The following is a 17,090-nucleotide window of genomic DNA, read 5'->3' on the forward strand; positions in this document are numbered from 1 at the left end:
CCCATGGCGACGCAGGCCACGCATGCCGCCATCGAGGCGGTCTGGCGCATCGAGGCGGCCAAGGTCATCGCGGGAGTCGCACGGCTGGTCCGCGACGTCGGGCTTGCCGAGGACTTCGCCCAGGACGCGCTGGTGGCGGCCCTGGAACATTGGCCGCGCACCGGCGTGCCCGACAACCCCGGAGCCTGGCTCATGACCACCGCGAAGAACCGCGCCCTGGATCGCCTGCGCCAGGATGCGCTGCACGCGCGCAAGCAGGAACAACTGGGCCACGACATGGATGCGCTGGAGACCAGTGTGGAACCGGACTTCGTGGACGTGCTGGACGCCGCGCGGCAGGACGACATCGGCGACGATCTGCTCAGGCTGGTGTTCATCGCCTGCCATCCCGTTCTGTCGATGGACGCGCGGGTCGCGCTCACCCTGAGGCTGCTGTGCGGGCTGTCCACGGACGAGATCGCGCGCGCTTTCCTGACCGCCGAGACGACCATCGCGCAACGCATCGTGCGCGCCAAGCGCACCTTGTCCAAGGCCGGCGTGCCTTTCGAGGTGCCGCCGCCGGACCAGCGCGCCGAGCGGCTGGCGTCGGTGCTGGAAGTGATCTACCTGGTGTTCAACGAAGGCTATGCCGCTACGGCGGGCGACGACTGGATGCGGCCGGCGCTGTGCCAGGAGGCGATGCGCCTGGGCCGCGTGCTTGCCAGCCTGGCGCCCGGGGAAAGCGATGTGCACGGACTGGTCGCCCTGATGGAGCTGCAGGCGTCGCGCATGCATGCGCGGGTGGATGGACAGGGACGCCCGGTCCTGTTGCCCGATCAGGACAGGGCGCGCTGGGACAGGTTGCTGATACGTCGCGGCCTGGACGCCTTGCGGCGCGCCGAGGCGCTGGGCGGCGACGGCCCGTATTGCCTGCAGGCCGCGCTGGCTGCCTGCCATGCCCGTGCGCCCAGCGCGGCCGAAACCGACTGGCCCCGTATCGTGGCGCTTTACGACGCGTTGATGCGCCGTGCGCCATCGCCCGTCGTGGCCTTGAACCGGGCGGTCGCGGTGAGCATGGCAAGCGGCCCGGCGGCCGCGCTGCCCCTGGTCGACGCCCTGGGGGACGATCCGGCCATGCGCCAGTATCCCTGGCTGTACAGCGTGCGCGGCGATCTGCTGGCGCGGCTTGGGCGCAGGGCGGAATCACGGGCGGCGTTCGAAGAAGCGGCCGCCCTGACGCGCAACGCGCGCGAACGGGCGCTGCTCATGGAACGCGCGCGCGAAGTCGGGCGGGCCGATTAGGCGCGGGCCGATGAGGCGCGAACCAATTGCGCGCGTACCGACGCGCAGGCCCACGGGCGCAGCGGGAAGGTATTCCGGGCCTTGCCCGGCCAGCGCGGACGCTTATTCGCCCTTGCCGTCGCCGGTATAGCCCAGCCGGCGGCTGATGGCCTGCGCCTCGTCGCGCAGCGCCCGCGCCACCACGCCATCTGGCGACGGATCGAAGCCGCCGGTGGCGCCCAGGGCAGTCAGGACCGCGCAGGGCCGCCCCGTGTAGTCGTACAGGGCGGCCGCCACCGCGCTGATGCCGCGCAGATTGGTGTCGCGCACCGCCGCGCAGCCCGCCTGCAGCACCGAGCGCCGCAGGGCCCCGATGGGGTCCGTGGCATCCAGCAGTGCCCGTTGATCGGGCGGCGCGGCTTTCAATTCCGCCGCGGCGAGCGCGCGCACGCGGCTGTCGTCCAGCGTCGCCAACAGCACCCGCCCCGTCGCCGACCAGAGCATCGGCAGCACCGACCCCACCCGCACGTTCACCGTGACGGGCAATCCCGGTTCTTCGAAACGCACGATGGTCGGCCCCTTGTTGCCCATCACCGCCACGAAACACGTCACTTCCAGGGTCTCGCGCAAGCGCGCCAGCGACGCTTCCGCGATCCGGATCGGATCCGCCTGGCGCATCGCCGCCACGCCCAGCAGCAGGGCTTCCAGGCCAAGGTAGTACTGCTGCGTCGCACTGTCCTGGTCGACCAGGCCGGTCTCCAGCAGGCTGGCCAGGTAGCGGTGGACCTTGGCCGGGCTTTCGCCGATGTGCGAGGCGATCAGCGTCAGGCTGGCCCGTCCGCCCAGCTGGCCCAGGGCCTTGAGCACGGCCATGCCCGTTTCGGCGGACTGGACGCGCTGGCGCCTTTCGCGTGCGCGGCCAAGTTCTGCGGCGGGGGGTGTCGGGTTCATCGTTTTTCTGATTGGACGGACGCGTGAGAAGCCGGCCGGCCGGGGAAGCCGGCGGCAGCAGGGCAAAGGGTAAGCCCGGTTGACGAATTACGCAATGCGTATATGATTTACGCAAAAGCTGAAAACAGCCACAACAACGTACGGAGACAACCATGCCCTTTGCCCGCCTGATGCGCGCGCTCGCACTCGCCGTTCTGCCCGCCGTGGCCGCCGCTCCCGCCGCAGCCGATACCTACCCGTCCAAGCCGCTGCGCTGGGTCGTGCCCTATGCCGCGGGCGGCGGTTCGGACTTTCTGGCCCGCACCGTCAGCCAGGGCCTGTCGCCGCGGCTGGGACAGCCCGTCGTGGTGGACAACAAGCCGGGCGGGAACACGGCCATCGGCGCTTCGGAAACCGCCCGCGCGCAGCCCGACGGCTACACCATGCTGTCGGCGGACAACGGCACGCTGGTGTTCAACCCGGCGCTGTATGCGAAGCTGTCCTACGACCCGGTCAAGGACCTGGCCCCCGTCACGCTGATGGGCCGCTTCCCCATGATTCTCGTGGCCGGCCCCGGCCTGAAGGCCGCCGACGTGAAGGGCTTGCTGGCCGAGGCCAAGGCGCGCAAGGAAGGACTGGACTATGCTTCGGCCGGCGCGGGCAGCCCGCACCATCTGGCCATGGAGCTGCTCAAGGTGGAGACCGGCGCGAACCTGGTGCACGTGCCTTATCGCGGCGCGGCGCCCGCCCTGTCGGACGTCGCCGCCGGCCAGGTGCCCATCATGATGGTCGACCTGGCCGCCGGCGCGGGCTTCATCAAGGGCGGCAAGGTGCGGGCCCTGGCCGTGGCGAACCCCACGCGGCTGCAGCAGCTGCCGGACGTGCCCACGTTCGCCGAGCTCGGCTACAAGAATGTGGAGGCCGCCGCCCAGGTCGGCATCGTCGTGCCCGCCGCCACGCCGCAACCCGTCATCGACATCCTGAACCGCCAGCTGGTGGCGACGATCAACGACCCGGTCATCCGCCAGAAGCTCATCGACTTCGGCATCGAGCCGGTGGGCAACACGCCGGCCGAGTACCGCGACCTGCTGCAGGCCGAACGCGCCCGCTGGCACAAGCTGATTCACGACCTGAACATCAAGCTGGATTGAGCGCCGCCGCGCGGCCTCCCGGCGTTTTCCGGAGCGACGCCATGTCCCAAACCGCCAATCCCACCGCCGCGGGCGGCTGTCCCGTCGCGCATGCCGCGGCCCAGGCGCCGCGCGGCTGCCCCGTCCACGTCAGCGCCCGCGCGGCGGAGTTCGATCCCTTCGGCGACGGCTATCAGCAGGATCCGCCCGAGTACGTGCGCTGGGCGCGGGAACAGGAGCCGGTTTTCTACAGCCCGAAGCTCGGCTACTGGGTGGTCACCCGCTACGACGACATCAAGGCCATCTTCCGGGACAACATCACCTTCAGTCCCTCCATCGCGCTGGAGAAGATCACGCCCACGGGGCCGGAGGCCAACGCCGTCCTGGCGTCGTACGGCTATGCCATGAACCGCACGCTCGTCAACGAGGACGAGCCCGCCCACATGCCGCGCCGGCGCGTGCTGATGGAGCCCTTCACGCCGGAGGCGATCAAGCACCACGAGCCCCTGGTGCGCCGGCTCGCGCGCGAATACGTCGACCGCTTCATCGACGACGGCAGGGCCGACCTGGTGGACCAGATGCTGTGGGAAGTGCCGCTGACCGTCGCACTGCATTTCCTGGGCGTGCCCGAGGAAGACATGGACCTGCTGCGCCGGTATTCCATCGCGCACACGGTCAATACCTGGGGACGCCCCAAGCCCGAGGAGCAGGTTGCCGTGGCCCACGCGGTGGGCAACTTCTGGCAGCTCGCCGGCAAGATCCTGGACAAGATGCGCCAGGATCCGGACCAGCCCGGCTGGATGCAGTACGGGATACGCAAGCAGCGCGAACATCCCGATATCGTCACCGACTCCTACCTGCACTCGATGATGATGGCGGGCATCGTGGCGGCGCACGAGACCACCGCCAACGCATCGGCCAACGCCATCAAGCTGCTGTTGCAGCATCCGGACGCCTGGCGGGATATCTGCGATGACCCCTCGCTCATCCCCAATGCGGTGGAGGAGTGCCTGCGCCATAACGGCTCGGTCGCGGCATGGCGGCGCCTGGCCACGCGCGACACCGAGATCGCGGGCGTGCGCATTCCGGCGGGTTCCAAACTGCTGATCGTCAGCGCTTCGGCCAACCACGACGAAAGGCACTTCGCCGATGCCGACCTGTTCGACATCCGCCGTGAGAACGCCAGCGATCAGCTCACCTTCGGTTATGGCGCGCATCAGTGCATGGGCAAGAACCTGGCGCGCATGGAAATGCAGATTTTCCTGGAGGAATTGACCCGCCGGCTGCCCCATATGAAGCTGGCGGAACAGAAGTTCACCTACGTGCCCAACACGTCGTTCCGCGGTCCCGAGCATCTCTGGGTGGAATGGGATCCCGCGCAAAACCCGGAACGGCGCCGCCCGGAAATCCTGACCCTGCGCCAGCCCGTGCGCATCGGCGAACCCTCCACCCAGGCGATCGCCCGCACGCTGGTGGTCGAGAACGTCGCTGCCGTGGCGCGCGACATCCTCCTGCTGACGCTGGCCACCACCGACGGCAGGGCGCTGCCGCGCTGGGCGCCGGGCGCGCATATCGACATCGAGTGCGGCGATACCGGAATGTCCCGCCAGTACTCGCTATGCGGCGATCCCGCCGACACCAGCCGGCTGCGCATTGCCGTGCTGCGCGAGGCCGAAGGCCGCGGCGGCTCGGCGTGGATCCACGCCAACGTCAAGCCCGGCATGCGGCTGCGCGTGCGGGGCCCGCGTAACCATTTCCGCCTGGATGAAAGCACGCCGCGCGCCCTCTTCATCGCGGGCGGCATCGGTATTACGCCCGTCAGCGCCATGGCGCGCCGCGCGCGTGAACTGGGCATCGACTACACGCTGCATTACAGCGGCCGCTCGCGCGCCGCCATGGCGCTGCTGCCCGAGCTGATCGACCTGCACGGCGATCGGCTGCACGTCTACGCCAGCGACGAGGGGCTGCGCAACGACTTCGCGGCGCTGCTGGCCCGGCCCGACCCGGATACCCAGATCTACGCCTGCGGGCCGGAGCGGATGCTGGACGCCCTGAAGCAGGCCAGCGCGCATTGGCCGGAGGACGCGCTGCGCGTCGAGCATTTCCATTCAACGCTGGGCCGGCTGGACCCGTCCAAGGAGCATGCCTTCGAGGCGGAATTGAAGGACTCGGGGCTGGTCGTTACCGTGGCGGCCGACCAGACGCTGCTGGCGGCCCTGCGCGCGGCCAATATCGACGTGCAGAGCGACTGCGAGGAAGGCCTGTGCGGCTCTTGCGAGGTGCGCGTGCTGGCCGGCGAGATCGACCACCGGGATGTGGTACTGACGCGCGCGGAACGGGAAGCGAACAACAAGATGATGAGCTGTTGCTCCCGTGCGCGCGGCCAGCGCATCGTGCTGGAACTGTAGGGCTTCGCGCGCCGGGCGCGAAGCCATGCGTGTGTCCGGCCCGGGGAGCCGGACAGACCCTCAGTGACCCGTCGGGTCGCCGCGGCGGCTGGTTTCGAACAGGAACCAGGTGCGCTGTTCGGTTTCGTCGATCCAGTTTTCGATCAGGCTCGCGGTGGCGATATCGCGGTGCTCGTCGCAGATGTCGTGCACTTCGCGCATGAACGCCGTCAGGCTCTTGTTGTCTTCCTGCAGCTCGGCAAGCATGTCCAGCGGCTGCACGTATTCGGCGTCGTTATCGAGCAGACGCTGCGTGCGCGAGATATGGCCGATGGAACGCAGGGTGGTGCCGCCGAGCTTGCGGATGCGTTCGGCGATCGGGTCGGTCATCGCGAAGATTTCCGTGGCCTGCTCGTCCAGCAGCAGGTGATAGTCGCGGAAGTGCGGCCCGCTGATGTGCCAATGGAAATTCTTGGTCTTCAGGTACAGCGCAAAGACATCCGCGAGAAGTCGGTTGAGCGCACCGCTGATATCGCGCGTGCCTTCGGTGGAGATGTCCGAAGGGGTCGCCAGGGGCGCCTGGCGGCGCTTGGCGAGTTCGCTTTTCTTGCCCGAATTCTTGGAAGTGCCTGCGGGTTTCTTCATAAGATCACCTGGAGAGAAGCCGACGGTTGGAAACGCGATAGGGTCCATCGCCGCGGATGGACCATGGGCAGTCTAGCTCAGGTTTCAGTGACACGGGCTGCCGTTTTGCGCGGGCGCCGTGCGCGGGCTGGCGACTGGCGCGCGCGCTTGCGCGGCGCCTCGTTGTCGGCGGCGCCCTCGCCCTCGCCCTGGCCCTTGCCCTCGCCCTGGCCGGTCTGCGCTTCCTGCGCCATGACCGCCGGGCTGGCCAACGGCGTATCCGGCGCGGCCGCCGGCAGCGGCGCTTCGGCAGGCGAAGCAGGGGCCTTTGCCGCGCGGCCGCGCGGGCGGCGCGCCGGCACGGACTGCGTGGGCGCAGCCGCTTCGCCGGCGTTGGACCGCAACGCCGCTTCGCCGGTATCGCCCGCCGATGCGCCGTCATCGGCCGGCGCGGCAAAGGGCTCGCCGGCATTCGCCTGGTCCGCGCCATTCGCCTCGTCCGCGCCATTCGCGCTGCCGGCCATGGCCGCGTTCTCGTTCGCGCTCCGTGCGCGGCGACGCGCCGGGCGCTTCGGTTTCGACGGCGGCGCGGCCGGCGCCGCCTGCTCGATGGCGTCCGCCGCCGTCAGCGCAGGTTCCGCGGCTTCGCCTGCCTCGCGCGCATTGCCCTGCGTATCGGCGCCGGACGCCTGCGAGGCCGCGCCGGTGTGCGACCAGTACAGATACGTGCCGGACTTTTCATCGCGCCCCACCTGCAACAGCCCGCGCGCCTGCGCTTCGTCCAGCAGACTGCCGAAGGCCCGGAAGCCGTAGTACGACTCGTTGAAGTCCGGCCGGCGGCGCTTGATCGCGTCTTTCAGCGCCGACGCCCAGATCTTGCCGCTGTCGCCGCGCTCGGCCACCAGGGCCTCGAAGGTTTCCACCGCGATGTCGATGCCTTGCGCCCGCCGCGTTTCGATGTCGTCCTTGCGCGCCTCGTCTTCCTTGCGCGCTTCGTCCTCGCGGCGGCGGCGGTCGTCTCCGCTTGCGCGCCGCGCGGTTGCGGACGAGGCCCGCGTGGCCCGCCGCGACGAAGACCGGGCGCTTTCGCGCACCAGATCGTCGTAGAAAATGAACTCGTCGCAATTGGCGATGAGCAGATCGGAAGTCGACTGCTTCACGCCCACGCCGATGACGTGCTTGGCGTTTTCGCGCAGCTTCGACACCAGGGGCGAGAAGTCCGAGTCGCCGCTGATGATGACGAAGGTGTCGAGATGGGACTTGGCATAGCAAAGGTCCAGCGCATCGACCACCAGGCGGATGTCCGCCGAGTTCTTGCCGGACTGCCGCACGTGGGGGATTTCGATCAGCTCGAAATTGGCCTCGTGCATCGGCGCCTTGAAAGCCTTGTAGCGGTCCCAGTCGCAATACGCTTTCTTGATCACGATGCTGCCTTTCAGCAGCAGCCGCTCCAGGACCAGCCGGATATCGAATTTTTCGTAATTGGCATCGCGCACGCCCAATGCGACGTTTTCGAAGTCGCAGAACAGCGCCATGCTCACGTTGTCGTGGGAAGCAATCATTGAATCTCCTTGGCCGGGCCGAAGTCCGCCGCCGCGCCGAAGGCGAGGCGCAGCGCATGGTCGCGGACATCCTCAGGCCACGCCGCCATGCATTGGACCATGGTCTGGGCATCGCCGGCGAACAGGGCGCGCGCGGCTTCCTCGAAGCCCGGCATATCGCCGGCCATGGCCGACATGAAGCGGTAGGCGGCCTCGCGCATCGCGCGTTCCCCGGTGCGCCGATCCCGCATGGCGGCCTCGACCAGTTTGCGCAGCGCGACCGACGCGCCGCCGGGTTGTTCGTTCAGCCACTCCCAATGGCGGGGCAGCAGGGTCACTTCGCGCGCCACCACGCCGAGCCGGGGCCGCCCGCGTCCACGCGGCGTGGCGGACCGCGGTTCGCCGTGAGTCGAAGGCGCATGAACGGTGGTGTCGCTTCCAGGTCCGGCGTACGCCTGCGCCAGCCGCGCCAGCACGTCGCCGCCGCTGCCACGGGTGTCGATATCGATGAGGCGGCCGGTGGCGTCGTCGAATGTCAGGACGCTGGCGCCGGCCGGCGACGGGTCCCGCTCGATCGCGGCCTTCACCGCCAGGGCGACATCTGCGAGCGAACCGGCGGCAAGCTTGCGATGGCCTGCGAAGGCGGTGCAGGGGGTCTGGACAGTAATCGGCATGGCTTCGATAAGTGATGGGGAGAAGTGACAGAAAGACGGGCGGGCGGCTGCCTTGCCAGGACAAGGACGACTGGGTGCAGGCTGCCGCCGGCAGGCTTGGCAAGTCGTCGCCTGCCGGCGGGGCGGGCCGCACGAGCGGGCCTGACCGTTGCGAAGCGGCAAGGCAGTAATTTTACCCGGATTAAAATATCAGGCAAGAGGACCTGCCGCGTCGCGCAAGTCCGGGTTCGATGCCTCGGAAACGTCCTGAAACCGCCGTAGCATGGCCCGAAGGAATTGCGACGGCGCGGGAGCGGTCAAATGAGTACAGTATCGAACGACGCCCGGCAGCGCGGCGCTGCAGGGGTTGGAGCATGAACATGAAGATTTTCACTGTAAAAGCGGCCGCCGCCGCCGTGGCGCTGGCCATGGCCGCGGCCGTTTCCACGCCCGCGATGGCGCACCGCTATTACCACCGCGGCTGGCATGGCGGCTCGGGCTGGTGGGTCGGCGGCGCGCTGGCCCTGGGCACCACCGGCGCCATCATCGCCCTGAATTCGCGGCCTTCCGTCGTCTACACGGCGCCGGTCTACACCGCGCCGGTCTACGCCGCGCCGCCAGTCGTGTACACGCCGGCGCCCGTGTATGCGCCCGCGCCGGTCTACGTCCCGCCGCCTGTCGCGTACACGGCGCCGCCCGCCGCGGCGGCTTATACCGCGCCGCCCGCCACCGGCAATCTCATTGCCTATCCCGCGCGCGGCCAGAGCCAGGCGCAGCAAAGCCGAGACCGCAACGAATGCCAGGGTTGGGCCATGAACCAAAGCGGCTACGACCCCGCGCATCCGAACGAATGGACCAACAACGTGATGGTCGACGCGTACAACCGCGCGATGAGCGCCTGCATGACGGGGCGCGGCTATTCCGTAAGCTGACCCTTCATTCGACCTTGCCGATCTTGCGCACGGCATCCGTCATCTTGGCCGCGTCCGCATCCCAGTATTGCTGGAACTCCGGCGCATCCATATAAAGGATCGGACTGCCTGCCTGCTGGATGGTGTCGCGCACCTTGGAATCCTTCGCCGCCGCGGCGGCCGCGGCGCGCAGCTTCTGCACCACGGGCGCGGGCGTCGCGGCCGGCACGAACAAACCCGACCACTGCGCGAAGGTCACGTCGTAGCCCAGTTCCTTCAGGGTCGGCGTGTCGGGCAGCGCCGCCAGCCTGCTTTCCCCCCACGTCGCCAGCGGGCGCACCCGCCCGGCCTGGATGTATTGCAGCACCGACGCGGGACCGGTGGACACCGCCTGCACCTGGCCGCCCAGCAAGGCCACGATCGCCGGGCCCGCGCCGCCATAGGGCACGTGCAGGACGTGAATCCCCGAGGCGCTGCGCAGCATCTCCATCGGAACGTGCATCGTCCCGTAGTTTCCGGAGGAACCATAGCTGACGGGCTGCGCATCAGGCCGGCGCAGGTCGTCGATGAATTGCCGCGCCGTTTGCCACGGACTGTCCGAGCGAACCACCAGCACCGTGGGGTCCGCGGTGAATCGTGCGATGGGCTTGAACTGGTCCAGGCGGTACATCGGCGACCGTCCCAGGATGCGGTCGGCCTCGGGGATGATGGAAATCGACGAAAGCGCCATCAGTACCGTGTAGCCGTCGGGTTCGGCGCGCGCCACGGCGCCCATGCCGACGCCGCCGCCTGCACCCGCGCGGTTTTCCACCACCACCGATTGCTTCAGGTATCGGCTCATGGCATCCGCCACCGGCCGCGCCACCGTGTCGGCCACGCCGCCCGGCGGGAAGGGCACGATCATCGTGATGGGTTTGGCGGGCCAGTTGTCCTGCGCCAGGCAGGCGGCCGCTGCGCACAGGGATAGCGCGGCGATGGCCGATTTCAGCATTGTTTTCATGGGTCTCCTCCGTTCGTTGTACGAATCGTTCTGGAGGCGAAGCGGAGACCCGCGTGTCTACAGCCGGACCGCGATTGCCGCGCCGCCTGACGCGGACAGACGGGCAGGCCCGCCGCCGCGCATGCAAGACCGGTGCATTGACGGAACGGGGCGATCGGCCCCCCGCTGCAACCCCGGGACTTCAGGCCTAGTCTAGCGGCTAAGGGCGCCGCGCGCACGCTGCCGTGACTGCATGCCGATCAGCCGCGCAGGGGAACCTTGCCGCGCGGGTGCGGTCGATTCATGGAGGCCGTCATATCGGCCCGGAAGAAGGAGTTCCCGATGAATGAGCTGTTCAAAGGATTGATCGGCGCCGAGCTGACACTGCTTGGCGTGCCGAACCCGGCGATGCCTGTGGGCATGACCGCCGAGCCCGCTCGCGCGCTGCCCAGGGCGTTGGCGCGGGAAGCCGCGCATTCCGTTCAGGAAGATGACAGCGCACCCGACGCCGCCAAGGTGAAGTTCGACGAAAGCCATTACCGCATCGCGGCGGGATAGGCATCCAAGTGTCGCCCGCGGAGTGGCCGGGCGCTTGCGCCCGGGTCAACGCCGCGGGCCCACCATGATGGGCGTTGGCGGCGTTTTCTGCGCTGCCTCGGCGTCCGGCACGTCGATGCGCAGATCGCTGCGGGCCCGTCCCACGCAGGGAAGGATCCAGCCTTCCTCCATTTCCTCCGAAGTCAGGCCCGGCCGTCCGCCGGGATAGGCGACTTCTCCCTCGACCAGATAACACATGCAGGCGCGGCATGTGCCGTTGCGGCATGAGCTCGGCATACGGATGTCCGCGCGTGTCGCAGCGGCGAGCAAGGTGTCGCCGGCGTCGGCATCGAAACGCCATTCGGAAGGGATTAGGGTGACCGTGTAGCGGCCGCTTGCGCCTGTCATCGCGGCATTCTAGTGAAATCCGCGCTCGCCTGATCTACACTGGCATTCCTGCAGGTTATCTTTTCGATAACCGGAATTCATGGACAGCCGGCGTTATGGATTTTTCGCTGCGTGAGCTTTCGTACTTCCTGGCCGCCGTGACGCACGGCCACCTGGGCCGGGCCGCGTCCGCTTGCGACGTCACCCAGCCGGCGCTGTCCAAATCGCTCAAGCGCCTGGAAGATGAAACCGGACTGGCGTTGTTCGACCGCGCCAACCGCACGCTGCGGCCGACGTCCGCGGGACTGGCCTTCGCCGAGCACGCCCGCAAGGTCGTCAACCAATACGAGGACGCGCTGCGGCACGCCGAAAGCCTGCGGGCCGGCAAGGGCGGAATGTTGCGGCTTGGCGCGACGGCGGCCACCATGGATACGGTCGTCATGCCGGCGCTGCAGACGCTGCTGCCGGCGCAACCCGGCCTGCAGGTCGCGCTGACCCTTGGGTTGTCCGATGAACTGCCCGACTTGGTGCAGCAAGGCGATCTGGACCTGGCGGTGGCGCCGTCCGACGGCCGCGGCGGCGTGCTGCGTCAGGAAGCCGTGGGCCACGACGTTTTGAAACTGGTTGCCGGCCGCCGCAACCCGCTGGCCGGGCGCCCGGGCCTTGCGTTGGCGGACCTGGCGGCGCAACGGTGGGTGCTGCCCAAGCGGACGTCGGTCGCGCGCCAGCGTCTGGACGCCTTTTTCGCCCGTGAAAACCAGCCCTTGCCGAGGGCGGTGCTCGAGGTGGACTTCGTGTCGGCCGGGGCGCTGAAGCTCGTGGCGGGCACGGATCTGCTGACCGTGGCGCCGGCGGAATTGCTGGACGACACGCCCGATGCGGGCGTGGCCGCGCTATCCGTGGACGCGGCCTTGCCGCTGACCCGCGACATCTCACTGCTGAGCCGGCGGCAGGCCGTGTGGTCGCCCATGATGAAAGCGTTCCGCGCGGTCCTCAAGAACCGCCGGTAAGAAAAAGGGGAGGCGGATATGCAGGGGCGCAAAACCGCGCGGGAGCACCGATCCGTGGGCGACTATCTGCGCGGCATGGCCGTGGCGGCAATGGTGGGCGTCCTGGGTTCGCTGGCCGCCCATGGGTTCCGCTGGGGGCTGGATCACGCGTCCGCGGCGCTGTTCGGGACGGCGGACGACATCACGCGGCTGTTTGCCGGACTGCCCTGGTATATCCGCATCGCATGTCCGACCGTCGGCGGCGCGCTGGCCGCCCTGCTGCTCGCGCGCGCCCAGCGGCGTGAGCAGCAAACCGGCATGGTGTCCGAATACCTGGAAACCATCGACGGCAAGATGCCGGCCGTTCCCATCGTGCCGTCGCTGCTGCGCTGCGCGTCCTCGTTCTTCTCCATCGTCTCCGGCGGGTCCATCGGCAAGGAAGGCGCCATGGTGCAGCTTTCCGCCACGGCGGGTTCCGCCGTCTGTGCGCGCCTCCCCCGCCTGCGTGGCGAAGACTTCCGGCTGGCGGTGGCCATGGCCGCAACCGGCGGCCTGGCGGCGGTCTATCACACGCCGCTGGCGGCCGCCATTTTCATTGCGGAGATCGCCTTCGGCGGCATCGAGATGCGGCGCATCGGCTATCTGTTCACGGCCGCGGTGGCGTCCACCTGGATCACCAGCGCGATGGGACACTTCACGCCCCTGTACGCGCTGCCTTCGTACGCGTTCGACGTCACGGGCCCCGGCGTACTGGCCGTTGCGGCCCTGGGTCTGCTTGCCGGGGCGGTCGGCTCGGTGTTCCTGTGGTGCACCCGGCGCGCCCGGACGTGGTTCGCGCGCGTGCATCGTTCGCTGGTCGTGCGCATGAGCCTGGGCGGCCTCATCGTGGGCGTGATCACGCTTATCGCGCCGGACGTGACGGGCAACGGGTTCGAACCAATCGCCCGACTGCTGGACGGCGATACCCTGGCCACGCCGCTGCTGCTCTTGCTGGGTTTGAAAATCCTGGCGACGGCCGCCACGGTGGGCTCCGGCGCGATCGGCGGCCTGTTCACGCCTTCCTTGCTCATCGGGGCGCTGACCGGGACGGTTTGCGCGCCGTTTGCCGCGCACGCGTTCGGGCTGCAGGACAGCGCCGTGCTGTTCGGCGTGCTGGGCATGGCGGCGGCGCTGGCGGCCACCACGCAAGCGCCTTTGATGTCCACCTTGATGGTCTTCGAGATGACGCAGGAGCCGTCTTTCGTGTTTCCGCTGATGATCGCCACGGTAGGCGCGTATGCGGCGTCCATGTTGTTCGGCCAGGCGGGCGCCTACGAAGTCATCGCCCGCCACCGCGCGCGCTATGAGGGCCGCAGCCGGCTGGCCGACGCGACGGCCGGCGCCGTGATGCGGCCGCCCGGCCTGCTGGCGCCCGCGTCAGGTACGCTGCAGGCCGCCCTGCAGGTGGGCTTGAAGCAAAAGAACCGTTTCGTCTTCCTGGTGGACGACGCCCAGCGCTTTGCCGGCGCGGTCTGGACCAATGACCTGATGGCGCGCGTCAACGCCGGCGAAGGCGGACGCGCGGCGCTGCGTGAGATGGCCGATGCCGACTTTCCGGTGGTCTATGCCAGCCAGCGGCTGCTCGACGTGTGGCAGACGGTGGTGGAATCTCCTGCCGAACGCACCCCGGTGCTGAGCGATCCGACGCAGCGGCGCGTGGTGGGGATACTGCAGAAAAGCGAATTGCTGAAGCAGGCCCGCCAGCTGTTCGCGTGAACGGGCATCAGCGTACGGCGGTATCGCGCAAGGCATCCAGGCGGCGAGCCAGACCTTGCCACCATCCGCGCCGGCGCCGGCGCACGTTGCCGCGATAGTCCTGCTGCGTTTCTTTCGGCAGGGCGCCGAAAGGCGGGTCCGCGCGGTAATCGTCCGGGCGGTGGCCGGCAGCCACAGCTTCCTGGTAGTAGCGGTCGAAAAGGTCGCGAAGATCCTCGCGGGGGTGGGGCCGGACGGGGCCGTCATACCAATGTGCGCCGCCTTCGGCCAGCCGCCGGCGCATGGCATAGCGGTGGGAGAACTGCGTGCTCATGTCGGAATAATGCAGGATGCCGATGGCCTCGGCCGGCAAGTCTTCACCGTCGATGCAGTTGTATCGCGCGTCCAGCGGCTGGATCAGATCCGGCCGGCGGGCGAAGAAGCGCTTCAGCTTGCCATGCGTATCTGGATCGCGCTGCATGGCAGCCAGGTCGGGCAAATGGCGCCGCGCCCGGGCGCAGTCCCAAAGCGTGACGCAGTAAAGCCACCCATCGCCGTCCCGCCGCGCGGCCATCACGGCATCGTTTTCCAGCGGCATCCGCCATATCGGTGCGATGTCATCGAGCACCAGCATATCGGCATCCATATACAGCGCGCGTCCTTCGTAATTGCAGCACGCCGGCAGGCTCCAGCGCAGCGCCGAAAAAGGCGTGGACCAGGTTTCGGTCCGCCACCCGCTGCGTCTGGACGGGTCGCAGTGCCAAGGGCTGTCCGTGCGCCGCGTCAGCCGCATCCAATGAATCCGGACTGGCAGCGAGGCATGTTTCCGTACGCTGTAGTCCAGCACCATCATCTGCTCGAGATCCCCGTTATTGGGATCGCACCCGACGAACAACTGCACGGTGTCTTGCATGGTCATCTCCGTTTCGGTTGCGCCGACGACGCGCAAACGATTTTTGTGGCGGTACTCCGGGCGCCGTTGCGAGCCGCGCGGGCGCCGGTTCAACGGTACGCGGCGGGCCGGGCACCGGCGCCCGATCCGGCCCCTGGCGGATGGGCACAGGGGTTGCGGCGGCCCGTTCGACGTGATTGGACCGGACCCCCGGTCGGAAAGGAGAGTTCGATGGAACACTGTAAGCGCGCCGCATTGTCATTTTTCCTTTTCACCGCCACGGCGGTCGCAGCCGTCGCTCACGGCGCCGAACTGACGACGAGCGATCAGCGTTTCATCGAGCACGCCGCACAGGTCAATACCTTCGAAACGCAAGCAAGCGAGTGGGCGGCGCGCAACGCGGAGCATGACGACGTGAAGCGCTATGCGGACATGATGATCCAGGATCATGGAAATGTCTCGCGCGAGCTGAAGGCCCTGGCGGCCGCCAAGGGCGTGACCTTGCCGACGGATCTTCCGGCGGGCGAATCGCGCAGCTTGAAAACGCTGCGCGCCGAAACCGGCACCCGCCTGGACGAGGACTATGTCGACAAGGTGGCGGTGGCCGCTCACAAAGAGGCGGTGCAGGAATTCGTGGACGCTGCAGAGCATGCCAAGGACCCGGAGGTCAAGGCATTCGCCCAGCAGACGCTGCCCGTCCTGAAGGCGCATTGGGAGGCGGGGATGGCATTGCGCAAAAGCCTGTCGGCCAGCGGCAAGGCGAGCCCCGGCGAAAACGCCGGACCCGCTGGCGGCGTGTCCCCCGCATCGCGCCAGGCGCCGCCCAGCCTGCTGCCCGGCGACAAGGGGGCCGCGCCGGCGCCCGAGCGGTAGGCGCAGCGCCAGGCGCTTGGCGGGGGGACCGTCGCCACCGCCCCAGGGCAAAAGAAAGCGCGCCACCTGGGCGCGCGTTTCACTGCCGGCCTGCCGGCCTGTCCTGCGGATACTCACGGCGGCACCGCCAGCGCTTCGAGCGCGCGGATGCCGTCCAGCGCGGCGTCTGTCGGCGTGCGGAACACGAATTGGGATTGGATGACCTGCGGCACCGTCGTCTTGCCCGTGTCGACGACTTCCACTTCCCAGCGGAATCCCCCTTGGGTCGCTGGCGCCAGCCAGAGCGTCGCCCGGGAGCCGGGGGTTTCCTTTGTCAGTATCTTCATCGCGTTCCACGCCTCGCCGGATAACCGGCGTGTCACACCAAATGCGCTTCCACCGTAATCTCTTCTTTGCGTTGCAACATCTGCCTGCCCACGTTGCGCAAATCCACGTTCAGCACGATCAGTTTGGGGAAGAGCTCACCTTCCTCTTCCTCGATGTGGTGGCTGATGTACTGGCCCAGGACGGTTACGCGCGCGTGAAACAACGGATCGTCGGTGGTCATTCCCTGGATCTGCGCGATGAGGTTGCGCGCGCAGCCGTGTTCGACGATGGCCCGGTCCAGCAGGCGCCCGAAAGCCACGGGGTTCTGGGCGCGCAGAAAGGGATAGAAGATCTCCTCCTCGATCTGGGCGATAACCGTCAGCGTCAGGCAGGCCTCGTGCGCGATGGCCTCGCGGATCTCCGGGTCGGCTGCCTTCCCGAAATCCTTGAAGAGCTGCTTCACCTTGCGGTGATCGTCCAACATCATCGACAGGGCGTCGCGCTGCGCGAGGGGGATATCCGCCTTATTCATACTGTTCTCCTTGTCCACGGGTCTTGCCGCAAGGTCGCGGCGCGGGACAGGAGCAAGCGGCGTGCCTGGCCAGGCATTACTTTTTGCTACCGGAGCGGTTCTCCACGGGCGCCGCCCCAGGCGTCTGCCGGCCGGGGTCCATGACGTCCTTGGGATCGACGCCCGGCGGGAACGTCTTGGCGTTCACCGACTGAGGATCGGCGGGGTGGTTGCCCATCGTCCGCTCCGGCTGGTCTTCCCTGGGGCCCGTGTCGGGGCGCAGGGTGGCGTGCGCCTGCGGATCGCCGCTGTGATCCGTGGGGGCCTGCCGATTGGATTTGCGGTCTTCCGTCATGACGGTCTCCTGTTGCGATATCGGAATATCCATGGCGCGGGCGAGGGCGGCCCGCCCGATGCCGGTGTCCCGCACGGAATGTGCCCATGCC

General features: G+C 68.3%; 18 protein-coding genes. 8 read left to right on the forward strand and 10 right to left on the reverse strand.

Annotated elements, in window-relative coordinates:
- Positions 1 to 3: 3 nt before the first annotated feature.
- Complete coding sequence (locus CAL13_RS04190) at positions 4 to 1,281, forward strand: RNA polymerase sigma factor (protein WP_086071607.1); 1,278 nt, start codon at positions 4 to 6, stop codon at positions 1,279 to 1,281.
- Positions 1,282 to 1,383: 102 nt separating this feature from the next.
- Here the strand turns inward: CAL13_RS04190 and CAL13_RS04195 are convergent, their stop codons facing one another.
- A complete protein-coding gene (locus CAL13_RS04195) occupies positions 1,384 to 2,211 on the reverse strand; it encodes an IclR family transcriptional regulator (RefSeq protein WP_086056256.1) in 828 nt (275 codons plus the stop codon).
- Positions 2,212 to 2,363: 152 nt separating this feature from the next.
- Here CAL13_RS04195 and CAL13_RS04200 point away from each other — a divergent pair, with 152 nt between their 5' ends.
- Positions 2,364 to 3,341, forward strand: a complete 978-nt coding sequence (locus CAL13_RS04200; protein ID WP_086071608.1) for a Bug family tripartite tricarboxylate transporter substrate binding protein — start codon at positions 2,364 to 2,366, stop codon at positions 3,339 to 3,341.
- Between the two features lie 41 nt (positions 3,342 to 3,382).
- A complete protein-coding gene (locus tag CAL13_RS04205) occupies positions 3,383 to 5,728 on the forward strand; it encodes a cytochrome P450/oxidoreductase (protein ID WP_086071609.1) in 2,346 nt (781 codons plus the stop codon).
- A 60-nt stretch (positions 5,729 to 5,788) separates the two neighbouring features.
- Here CAL13_RS04205 and CAL13_RS04210 read toward each other — a convergent pair whose 3' ends face one another.
- From CAL13_RS04210 to CAL13_RS04220, 3 genes are all read right to left on the reverse strand, one after another.
- Positions 5,789 to 6,352 (reverse strand): Dps family protein, encoded by a 564-nt coding sequence (locus CAL13_RS04210; RefSeq protein ID WP_086056259.1) that lies wholly within the window; start codon positions 6,350 to 6,352, stop codon positions 5,789 to 5,791.
- 77 nt (positions 6,353 to 6,429) lie between these two features.
- The gene (locus CAL13_RS04215; protein WP_086071610.1) at positions 6,430 to 7,893 is read right to left on the reverse strand and encodes an NYN domain-containing protein; all 1,464 of its coding nucleotides are present in this window, start codon (positions 7,891 to 7,893) and stop codon (positions 6,430 to 6,432) included.
- Entirely contained in the window at positions 7,890 to 8,546 is a 657-nt protein-coding gene (locus CAL13_RS04220; RefSeq protein WP_086071611.1) for a DUF2239 family protein, read from the reverse strand. Before CAL13_RS04220 ends, CAL13_RS04215 begins: the two co-directional genes overlap by 4 nt.
- A 359-nt stretch (positions 8,547 to 8,905) precedes the next feature.
- On the opposite strand from CAL13_RS04220, the gene CAL13_RS04225 reads away from it, so the two are divergent.
- Positions 8,906 to 9,457 (forward strand): hypothetical protein, encoded by a 552-nt coding sequence (locus CAL13_RS04225; protein ID WP_086059237.1) that lies wholly within the window; start codon positions 8,906 to 8,908, stop codon positions 9,455 to 9,457.
- Between the two features lie 4 nt (positions 9,458 to 9,461).
- Here CAL13_RS04225 and CAL13_RS04230 read toward each other — a convergent pair whose 3' ends face one another.
- Complete coding sequence (locus CAL13_RS04230; RefSeq protein WP_086056262.1) at positions 9,462 to 10,436, reverse strand: tripartite tricarboxylate transporter substrate binding protein; 975 nt, start codon at positions 10,434 to 10,436, stop codon at positions 9,462 to 9,464.
- Between the two features lie 321 nt (positions 10,437 to 10,757).
- Between CAL13_RS04230 and CAL13_RS04235 the strand changes: the two genes are divergently transcribed.
- Positions 10,758 to 10,973: a hypothetical protein gene (locus CAL13_RS04235; RefSeq protein WP_086071612.1), complete on the forward strand. Its 216-nt coding sequence runs from the start codon at positions 10,758 to 10,760 to the stop codon at positions 10,971 to 10,973.
- A gap of 45 nt (positions 10,974 to 11,018) precedes the next feature.
- Here CAL13_RS04235 and CAL13_RS04240 read toward each other — a convergent pair whose 3' ends face one another.
- The gene (locus CAL13_RS04240) at positions 11,019 to 11,360 is read right to left on the reverse strand and encodes a 2Fe-2S iron-sulfur cluster-binding protein (RefSeq protein WP_086071613.1); all 342 of its coding nucleotides are present in this window, start codon (positions 11,358 to 11,360) and stop codon (positions 11,019 to 11,021) included.
- 95 nt (positions 11,361 to 11,455) lie between these two features.
- On the opposite strand from CAL13_RS04240, the gene CAL13_RS04245 reads away from it, so the two are divergent.
- Entirely contained in the window at positions 11,456 to 12,349 is an 894-nt protein-coding gene (locus tag CAL13_RS04245) for a LysR family transcriptional regulator (protein ID WP_086071614.1), read from the forward strand.
- A gap of 18 nt (positions 12,350 to 12,367) precedes the next feature.
- Positions 12,368 to 14,083: a chloride channel protein gene (locus tag CAL13_RS04250; protein WP_086071615.1), complete on the forward strand. Its 1,716-nt coding sequence runs from the start codon at positions 12,368 to 12,370 to the stop codon at positions 14,081 to 14,083.
- Between the two features lie 7 nt (positions 14,084 to 14,090).
- On the opposite strand, the gene CAL13_RS04255 is transcribed toward CAL13_RS04250, so the two are convergent.
- A complete protein-coding gene (locus CAL13_RS04255; protein WP_086071616.1) occupies positions 14,091 to 14,975 on the reverse strand; it encodes a glycosyl transferase in 885 nt (294 codons plus the stop codon).
- 210 nt (positions 14,976 to 15,185) lie between these two features.
- Between CAL13_RS04255 and CAL13_RS04260 the strand changes: the two genes are divergently transcribed.
- Positions 15,186 to 15,827: a DUF4142 domain-containing protein gene (locus CAL13_RS04260; protein WP_157664793.1), complete on the forward strand. Its 642-nt coding sequence runs from the start codon at positions 15,186 to 15,188 to the stop codon at positions 15,825 to 15,827.
- Between the two features lie 113 nt (positions 15,828 to 15,940).
- On the opposite strand, the gene CAL13_RS04265 is transcribed toward CAL13_RS04260, so the two are convergent.
- The 3 genes from CAL13_RS04265 to CAL13_RS04275 all read right to left on the reverse strand — a co-directional run bounded on the left by CAL13_RS04265 (position 15,941) and on the right by CAL13_RS04275 (position 16,999).
- The gene (locus tag CAL13_RS04265; protein ID WP_086056268.1) at positions 15,941 to 16,153 is read right to left on the reverse strand and encodes a hypothetical protein; all 213 of its coding nucleotides are present in this window, start codon (positions 16,151 to 16,153) and stop codon (positions 15,941 to 15,943) included.
- Positions 16,154 to 16,185: 32 nt separating this feature from the next.
- Positions 16,186 to 16,665, reverse strand: coding sequence for a hemerythrin domain-containing protein (locus CAL13_RS04270; protein WP_086056269.1), 480 nt, complete (start codon positions 16,663 to 16,665; stop codon positions 16,186 to 16,188).
- Positions 16,666 to 16,741: 76 nt separating this feature from the next.
- A complete protein-coding gene (locus tag CAL13_RS04275; RefSeq protein WP_086071618.1) occupies positions 16,742 to 16,999 on the reverse strand; it encodes a hypothetical protein in 258 nt (85 codons plus the stop codon).
- Positions 17,000 to 17,090: the final 91 nt, after the last annotated feature.

Origin of the sequence: Bordetella genomosp. 9, assembly GCF_002119725.1 — a bacterium.
Lineage (GTDB): Bacteria > Pseudomonadota > Gammaproteobacteria > Burkholderiales > Burkholderiaceae_B > Bordetella_C.

What these genes read in the sequence shown, in the direction of transcription:
- CAL13_RS04190 (WP_086071607.1), top strand. Translation starts at nt 4, where the DNA reads ATGGCGACGCAGGCCACGCATGCCGCCATCGAGGCGGTCTGGCGCATC.
- CAL13_RS04195 (WP_086056256.1), bottom strand. Translation starts at nt 2,211, where the DNA reads ATGAACCCGACACCCCCCGCCGCAGAACTTGGCCGCGCACGCGAAAGG.
- CAL13_RS04200 (WP_086071608.1), top strand. Translation starts at nt 2,364, where the DNA reads ATGCCCTTTGCCCGCCTGATGCGCGCGCTCGCACTCGCCGTTCTGCCC.
- CAL13_RS04205 (WP_086071609.1), top strand. Translation starts at nt 3,383, where the DNA reads ATGTCCCAAACCGCCAATCCCACCGCCGCGGGCGGCTGTCCCGTCGCG.
- CAL13_RS04210 (WP_086056259.1), bottom strand. Translation starts at nt 6,352, where the DNA reads ATGAAGAAACCCGCAGGCACTTCCAAGAATTCGGGCAAGAAAAGCGAA.
- CAL13_RS04215 (WP_086071610.1), bottom strand. Translation starts at nt 7,893, where the DNA reads ATGATTGCTTCCCACGACAACGTGAGCATGGCGCTGTTCTGCGACTTC.
- CAL13_RS04220 (WP_086071611.1), bottom strand. Translation starts at nt 8,546, where the DNA reads ATGCCGATTACTGTCCAGACCCCCTGCACCGCCTTCGCAGGCCATCGC.
- CAL13_RS04225 (WP_086059237.1), top strand. Translation starts at nt 8,906, where the DNA reads ATGAAGATTTTCACTGTAAAAGCGGCCGCCGCCGCCGTGGCGCTGGCC.
- CAL13_RS04230 (WP_086056262.1), bottom strand. Translation starts at nt 10,436, where the DNA reads ATGAAAACAATGCTGAAATCGGCCATCGCCGCGCTATCCCTGTGCGCA.
- CAL13_RS04235 (WP_086071612.1), top strand. Translation starts at nt 10,758, where the DNA reads ATGAATGAGCTGTTCAAAGGATTGATCGGCGCCGAGCTGACACTGCTT.
- CAL13_RS04240 (WP_086071613.1), bottom strand. Translation starts at nt 11,360, where the DNA reads ATGACAGGCGCAAGCGGCCGCTACACGGTCACCCTAATCCCTTCCGAA.
- CAL13_RS04245 (WP_086071614.1), top strand. Translation starts at nt 11,456, where the DNA reads ATGGATTTTTCGCTGCGTGAGCTTTCGTACTTCCTGGCCGCCGTGACG.
- CAL13_RS04250 (WP_086071615.1), top strand. Translation starts at nt 12,368, where the DNA reads ATGCAGGGGCGCAAAACCGCGCGGGAGCACCGATCCGTGGGCGACTAT.
- CAL13_RS04255 (WP_086071616.1), bottom strand. Translation starts at nt 14,975, where the DNA reads ATGCAAGACACCGTGCAGTTGTTCGTCGGGTGCGATCCCAATAACGGG.
- CAL13_RS04260 (WP_157664793.1), top strand. Translation starts at nt 15,186, where the DNA reads ATGGAACACTGTAAGCGCGCCGCATTGTCATTTTTCCTTTTCACCGCC.
- CAL13_RS04265 (WP_086056268.1), bottom strand. Translation starts at nt 16,153, where the DNA reads ATGAAGATACTGACAAAGGAAACCCCCGGCTCCCGGGCGACGCTCTGG.
- CAL13_RS04270 (WP_086056269.1), bottom strand. Translation starts at nt 16,665, where the DNA reads ATGAATAAGGCGGATATCCCCCTCGCGCAGCGCGACGCCCTGTCGATG.
- CAL13_RS04275 (WP_086071618.1), bottom strand. Translation starts at nt 16,999, where the DNA reads ATGACGGAAGACCGCAAATCCAATCGGCAGGCCCCCACGGATCACAGC.